This is a genomic window from Microbacterium sp. HMWF026, from assembly GCF_003061325.1.
GTDB lineage: Bacteria > Actinomycetota > Actinomycetes > Actinomycetales > Microbacteriaceae > Microbacterium > Microbacterium testaceum_E.
Genome location: NZ_QAJB01000229.1, coordinates 1 through 5,899, shown reverse-complemented (window position 1 = coordinate 5,899; position 5,899 = coordinate 1). Strand labels below are relative to the sequence as shown.

The 5,899-nt window shown below is 70.9% G+C and carries 6 protein-coding genes; 3 read left to right on the top strand and 3 right to left on the bottom strand.

Annotated features, from left to right (window positions below):
* Positions 1–7 precede the first annotated feature (7 nt).
* The 3 genes from DBR36_RS09275 to DBR36_RS09265 all read right to left on the bottom strand — a co-directional run bounded on the left by DBR36_RS09275 (position 8) and on the right by DBR36_RS09265 (position 3,283).
* Positions 8–985, bottom strand: a complete 978-nt coding sequence (locus DBR36_RS09275) for an alpha-ketoacid dehydrogenase subunit beta (protein ID WP_058622399.1) — start codon at positions 983–985, stop codon at positions 8–10.
* On the bottom strand, positions 982–2,112 hold the full coding sequence (locus DBR36_RS09270) for a thiamine pyrophosphate-dependent enzyme (protein WP_108318769.1): 1,131 nt from the start codon (positions 2,110–2,112) through the stop codon (positions 982–984). The genes DBR36_RS09275 and DBR36_RS09270 overlap by 4 nt, the downstream gene beginning before the upstream one ends.
* A 94-nt stretch (positions 2,113–2,206) precedes the next feature.
* A complete protein-coding gene (locus DBR36_RS09265; protein ID WP_108318767.1) occupies positions 2,207–3,283 on the bottom strand; it encodes a histidinol-phosphate transaminase in 1,077 nt (358 codons plus the stop codon).
* A 131-nt stretch (positions 3,284–3,414) separates the two neighbouring features.
* Between DBR36_RS09265 and DBR36_RS09260 the strand changes: the two genes are divergently transcribed.
* Genes DBR36_RS09260 through purB form a run of 3 tightly spaced genes read left to right on the top strand, consistent with a single transcriptional unit; the run spans position 3,415 to position 5,766 of the window.
* A complete protein-coding gene (locus DBR36_RS09260; RefSeq protein ID WP_108318765.1) occupies positions 3,415–3,819 on the top strand; it encodes a phage holin family protein in 405 nt (134 codons plus the stop codon).
* Positions 3,820–3,853: 34 nt separating this feature from the next.
* Positions 3,854–4,360, top strand: coding sequence for a low molecular weight protein-tyrosine-phosphatase (locus DBR36_RS09255; RefSeq protein WP_108318763.1), 507 nt, complete (start codon positions 3,854–3,856; stop codon positions 4,358–4,360).
* Positions 4,361–4,386: 26 nt separating this feature from the next.
* Positions 4,387–5,766: an adenylosuccinate lyase gene (purB, locus tag DBR36_RS09250; RefSeq protein WP_108318761.1), complete on the top strand. Its 1,380-nt coding sequence runs from the start codon at positions 4,387–4,389 to the stop codon at positions 5,764–5,766.
* Positions 5,767–5,899: the final 133 nt, after the last annotated feature.

Genomic DNA, 5,899 nt, shown 5'->3' with positions numbered 1-5,899 from the left:
GGGCGGGTCAGTACGCCAGAGAACGGTCGACGGCCTCGAGGATGCGGTCGGCGTCGGGCAGGTACGTGCCCTCGAGCTTCGCGGGCGGGAAGGGCACGTCGAACCCCGACACCCGCAGGACGGGCGCCTCGAGGGCGAAGAACGCCTTCTCCATCACGGTCGCGGCGATCTCGGAGCCGAGCGAGGTGAAGCCCGGCGCCTCCTGCGCGTAGACCATGCGGCCGGTGCGGCGCACCGAGTCCAGCAGCGGACCGTAGTCGACCGGCGACAGCGAGCGCAGGTCGATGACCTCGCAGCTCGTCCCTTCGCTCTCGGCCAGGGCCGCCGCCTGCAGCAGCGTCGTGACCATCGCGCCGTGTCCGACCAGAGTCACGTCGGTGCCGCGGCGGACGATGCGACTCGCGTGCAACGGAAGCGCGGGGGCCTCGAGGTCGACCTCGCCCTTCTGCCAGTACTTCGCCTTGGGCTCCAGGAAGACCACCGGGTCGGGCGAGTCGATGGCCTGCTGGATCATCCAGTACGCGTCGTTCGCGTTCGAGGGGCTGACCACGCGCAGACCCGCGGTGTGCGTGAAGTACGCCTCGGGGCTCTCTTGGTGGTGCTCGACCGCGCCGATGTGCCCGCCATAGGGGATCCGGATGACGACGGGCATGCGCACCGCACCCTCGTGCCGGTTGGTGATCTTGGCCAACTGCGAGGTGATCTGGTCGAACGCGGGGAAGACGAAGCCGTCGAACTGGATCTCGAGCACGGGCCGGAACCCGCCCATCGCCAGACCGATCGCCGTGCCGACGATGCCCGACTCGGCCAGGGGCGAGTCGATGACGCGGCGCGGCCCGAAGTCCTTCTGCAGCCCCTCGGTGACGCGGAACACGCCGCCGAGCGGACCGATGTCCTCGCCCATGAGCAGGACGCGGTCGTTCGTCTCGAGCGCGCGGCGGAGCCCGGCGTTCAGGGCCCGGCTGATCGGAAGGTTCTCGGTCACTGCACGCCCCCTTCCATCGAGGCCTCGTAGTCGTCGAGCCAGCGCTGCTCCTCGGCGATCAGGGCGTGGGCCTCGGAGTAGACAGTGTCGAACATGTGGGCGCGGGGGATCGTGCCGAGCTCGTTCGTGCGCACGCGCACGTCGTCCGCCAGCGCCCGGCCCTCGGCATCCGCGTCGTCGAAGAACTGCTGCGAGGCGCCGCGGCCCTCGAGGAACGCGCGCATACGGGCGATCGGGTCGCGCCCGGCCCAGGCCTTCTCTTCGTCGGAGGTGCGGTACTTCGTCGGGTCGTCGCTCGTCGTGTGCGCACCCATGCGGTAGGTCATCGCCTCGATCGCGCGGGGTCCGCCACCGGCACGCGCCTCGTCGAGCGCCACCTTCGACACGGCGAAGCTGGCGAGCACGTCGTTGCCGTCGACCTGAAGACTCGGGATGCCGTACCCCTCGCCGCGCTTGTACAGCGGCGAGCGCGACTGCGTGGCGACGGGCACCGAGATGGCCCACTGGTTGTTCTGGAGGAAGAAGACCTCGGGGGTCTGGAAGCTCGCCGCGAACACCATCGCCTCGTGCACGTCGCCCTGGCTCGAGGCGCCGTCGCCGTAGTAGACGATGACGGCCTCGTCGCGCTCGGGATCGCCCGTGCCGCACTTGCCGTCGAACACCAGGCCCATGCCCAGACCCGTGGCGTGCAGCGTCTGCGCCCCGAGCACGAGCGTGTAGATGTGCGTGTTGCCGTTCTTGGGGTCGGTCGGGTCCCACCCGCCGTGGGTGAGTCCGCGCATCAGGCGGATGATGTCGAGAGGGTCGACGCCGCGGATGCGCGTGACCACGTGCTCGCGGTACGAGGGGAAGACGTGGTCCTGCGCGCGGGCCGCCCGGGCGGAGCCGACCTGCGCGGCCTCCTGCCCGAAGGACGGCGGCCACAGGGCCAGCTGGCCCTGACGCTGCAGGTTGGTGGCCTGCACGTCGAACGCGCGGATCGAGACCATGTCGCGGTAGAAGGTCTCGAGCTCGGCGTCGGTCAGGGCGTCGATGAGCGGCAGGTAGCGCTCGGCTGCGGGCGTGGGAGCCAGGGTGCCGTCGGCTGCCAGAACGCGCACGAGAGCGGGGTCGTCGAGCGGGGTCATGCACCCACGCTAACGCGCTGCCCATGCGCGAGACCGCATGAGGTGCACAACGGATGCCACGATCCGGCGTACGTGATCGACAAAGGGGCGCGGGTCAGCGGGGGGCCGTGGCGGCGGCGACCTCGACGACGCGGTCGAGCGACTCCTCTTCGCCGATCGACACGCGGATGCCGTCTCCCGGGAACGGACGCACGATCAGCCCGGCCTCTTCGAACGCCGCGGCGACCTCGACCGTGCGGTCTGCGGCGGGGAACCACACGAAGTTGCCCTGCGCATCGGGGATGCCCCACCCGGTCTCGCGCAGGCGCTCGACCAGGCGGTCGCGCCGCTCGGCGATGACCGAGACCCGGTGCAGCAGCTCGCTCTCGGCATCCAGGCTCGCCAAGGCCGCCGCCTCGCCCGCGGCCGTGACCGACAGCGGGATGGCCGTGCTGCGGGCGGCGTCGAGAACGCCCGTGTGGCCGATCGCGTACCCGATGCGCAGACCCGCCAGGCCGTACGCCTTCGAGAAGGTGCGCAGCACCACCACGTTGGGGCGGGCGAGCACCGCGCGCACGCGACCGCCCTCGACGGAGGCGGGGTCGGTGACGAACTCGGCGTAGGCCTCGTCGAGCACGATCAGCACGTCGCGCGGCACCCGGTCGACGAACGAGACGAACTCCTCGTAGCCGACCGTCGGCCCGGTCGGGTTGTTGGGGCTGCACACGATCACCAGGCGCGTGCGGTCGGTCACCGCATCCGCCATCGCGGGCAGGTCGTGGCGGAAGTCGGCGGTGAGGGGCACCTGCACGCTGGTCGCGCCGGCGACCGCGACGAGAGAGGGGTACGCCTCGAACGAACGCCACGCGTAGACGACCTCGTCGCCGGGACCCGAGGTGGCCAGCAGCAGCTGCGCGAGCAGCGACACGCTCCCAGCGCCGATGTGCACCTCGTCGGGCGAGACGCCGTAGCGCGCGGCGAGGCGCTCGCGCAGGCGCGCGGCCGTGGCATCCGGGTACCTGTTGAAAGCACCTGCGGCGTTCACCGCGTCGAGGACGCCGGGCAGCGGCTCGAAGGGGTTCTCATTGCTCGAGAGCTTGAAGGCGTCGGGGCTGGCCTGCTTGCCCTGGCGGTAGGCCGGCAGCGCGGCGATCTCGGGACGGATACGTGGCAGGACCGGCTCTTCACTCACCCCGCGAGCCTAATCCGGGGCGGGGCGCGCGCGTCAGTCCCTCTTCGACGGGCTTCCTCCCCAGCCCTGCGGGGCAACGATCTTCTCCGCAAGCCCGCTGCGCCGACGCGGACGGATGCCACGATGGGGGCATGCGCTTCGTCGTCCGCGTCGCCGTCAACGCCTTCGCCATCTGGATCGTCACGCTGCTGCCGGCTCTGCAGGTGCGGCTCATCCCGTTCGCCCCCGGCGAGGGGCTGCAGGTGCTGCTGACCCTGCTGCTGGTGGGTCTGATCTTCGCGCTGGTCAACTCGATCGTCGGCACGGTCGTCAAGATCGTCGCGATCCCGCTGTACATCCTCACCCTCGGGCTCATCTCGCTCGTGATCAACGGCTTCCTGCTGTGGCTGACCGCCGCGATCACCGGCAACTGGGACTGGGGACTGCGCACGGGCGAGTTCTGGCTGACGGTGGTGGCGGCCCTGCTCATCGGCATCATCAACGCCGTTCTCGGCGGCATCCTCCGGCCTCGACGCGACGAGCGCGCACGCGGCTGATGCGCACGCGGCGCTTTCTCGCCATGATGGAGGGATGACCGCGAGTGCCGACGCGCCCTTCCGCGTCGTGTTCGTCTGCAGCGGCAACATCTGCCGGTCGCCGATGGCCGATGTGGTGTTCCGCCGTATCGCGCAGACCTCGGGGCTCGGCAGCCGTGTCGCGTCGAGCTCGGCCGGCACCGGCGACTGGCACGTCGGCGAGCGGGCCGACCACCGTACCCTGGCCGCCCTCGACCGCCTCGGCTACGACGGCGCCGCGCACCGCGCCCGTCAGTTCCAGTACGTCGACTTCGAACGCAACGACCTGGTCGTCGCGCTGGACCGCAGCCACGAGCGGGTGCTGCGCGGGTGGGCGCGCGACGACGAAGACGCCGACAAGATCGCCCTGCTGCAGTCCTTCCTTCCGGATGCCGAGACCCTCGACGTCCCCGACCCGTACTACGCCGGGCCCCCGATGTTCGACGAGGTGCTCGGTATGATCGAACGGGCCAGCCTCGCCCTGTTCCGGCAGCTCGAGCCCGCCATCCGCTCCGCGGGCTGACCGCTCGCGCGACCCCCGGGAGACCCGTGTCCGCTCTGCCTCCGCAGCCCCTCAGCCCTCTCGACGGACGCTACTTCGGCGCCGTGTCCGAACTCGGCGACTACCTGTCGGAGGCGGGCCTGAACCGCGCCCGCGTCGAGGTCGAGGTCGAGTGGCTGCTCGCCCTCACCGACCGCTCGCTGTTCGGCACCTCGCCCGTGTCCGACGCCGACCGCGCGCGCCTGCGCGCGCTGTACGAGGACTTCGGTGCCGACGAGATCGCCTGGTTGGGCGAGAAAGAGGCGGTCACCCGCCACGACGTCAAAGCCGTCGAGTACCTCGTGCGCGACCGTCTCGACACGCTGGGTCTCACCTCGCTCGCCGAGCTGACGCACTTCGCGTGCACCAGCGAGGACATCAACTCCACCGCGTACGCCCTGACCGTGCAGCGCGCGGTCGAGCGCGTGTGGCTGCCCAAGCTGCGCGCGGTGACCGGCGCCCTCGCCGAGCTCGCGGTGACGCACCGCGACGCCGCGATGCTCTCGCGCACGCACGGCCAGCCCGCCACGCCCACCACGATGGGCAAAGAGATCGGCGTCTTCGCGTGGCGTCTGCAGCGCGTCATCCGTCAGCTGGATGCCGGGGAGTACCTCGCGAAGTTCTCGGGCGCCACCGGCACCTGGTCGGCGCACGTCGCGGCCGAGCCCGACGTCGACTGGCCCGCCCTGACGCGGGAGTTCATCGAGTCGCTGGGCCTGGGGTTCAACGAGGTGACCACGCAGATCGAGTCGCACGACTGGCAGGTCGAGCTGTACGACCGCGCGCGGCACGCCGGCGGCATCCTGCACAACCTCGCCACCGACATCTGGACGTACATCTCGCTCGGATACTTCACCCAGATCCCCGTCGCGGGAGCCACCGGCTCGTCGACCATGCCCCACAAGATCAACCCGATCCGGTTCGAGAACGCCGAGGCGAACCTCGAGATCGCCGGTGGACTGTTCGCCACCCTGGCATCCACCCTGGTCACCAGCCGTCTGCAGCGCGACCTGACCGACTCCACGACGCAGCGCAACATCGGCGTCGCCTTCGGCCACTCGCTTCTCGCGCTCGACAACCTGCAGCGCGGTCTCACCGAGATCTCGCTCGCCGAGGACGTGCTGCTCGCCGACCTCGACGTGAACTGGGAGGTCCTCGCCGAGGCCATCCAGACCGTCGTGCGTGCTGAGATCGCCGCGGGCCGCTCGCAGATCACCGATCCGTACGCGCTGCTGAAGGACCTCACCCGCGGCCGCCGCGTCGGTGGGCCCGAGCTGGCCGAGTTCGTGCGCGGTCTCGACATCGGCGACGACGCCAAGCAGCGCCTTCTCGCCCTGACGCCCGCCGCGTACGCGGGCCTGGCGTCGCGGGTGGTCGACGCGCTGTAGGCGATCGCGCGGGGCCGGCGCGTCTCGGCGCGTGCGCTCCCGCGCTCCCGTTGAGTGTCCAAGACACGCCGCACTGCCCCGCGCCCGCACGGCGTGTCTTGGACACTCGACATATTCGAGCGCCCCGCGGGTC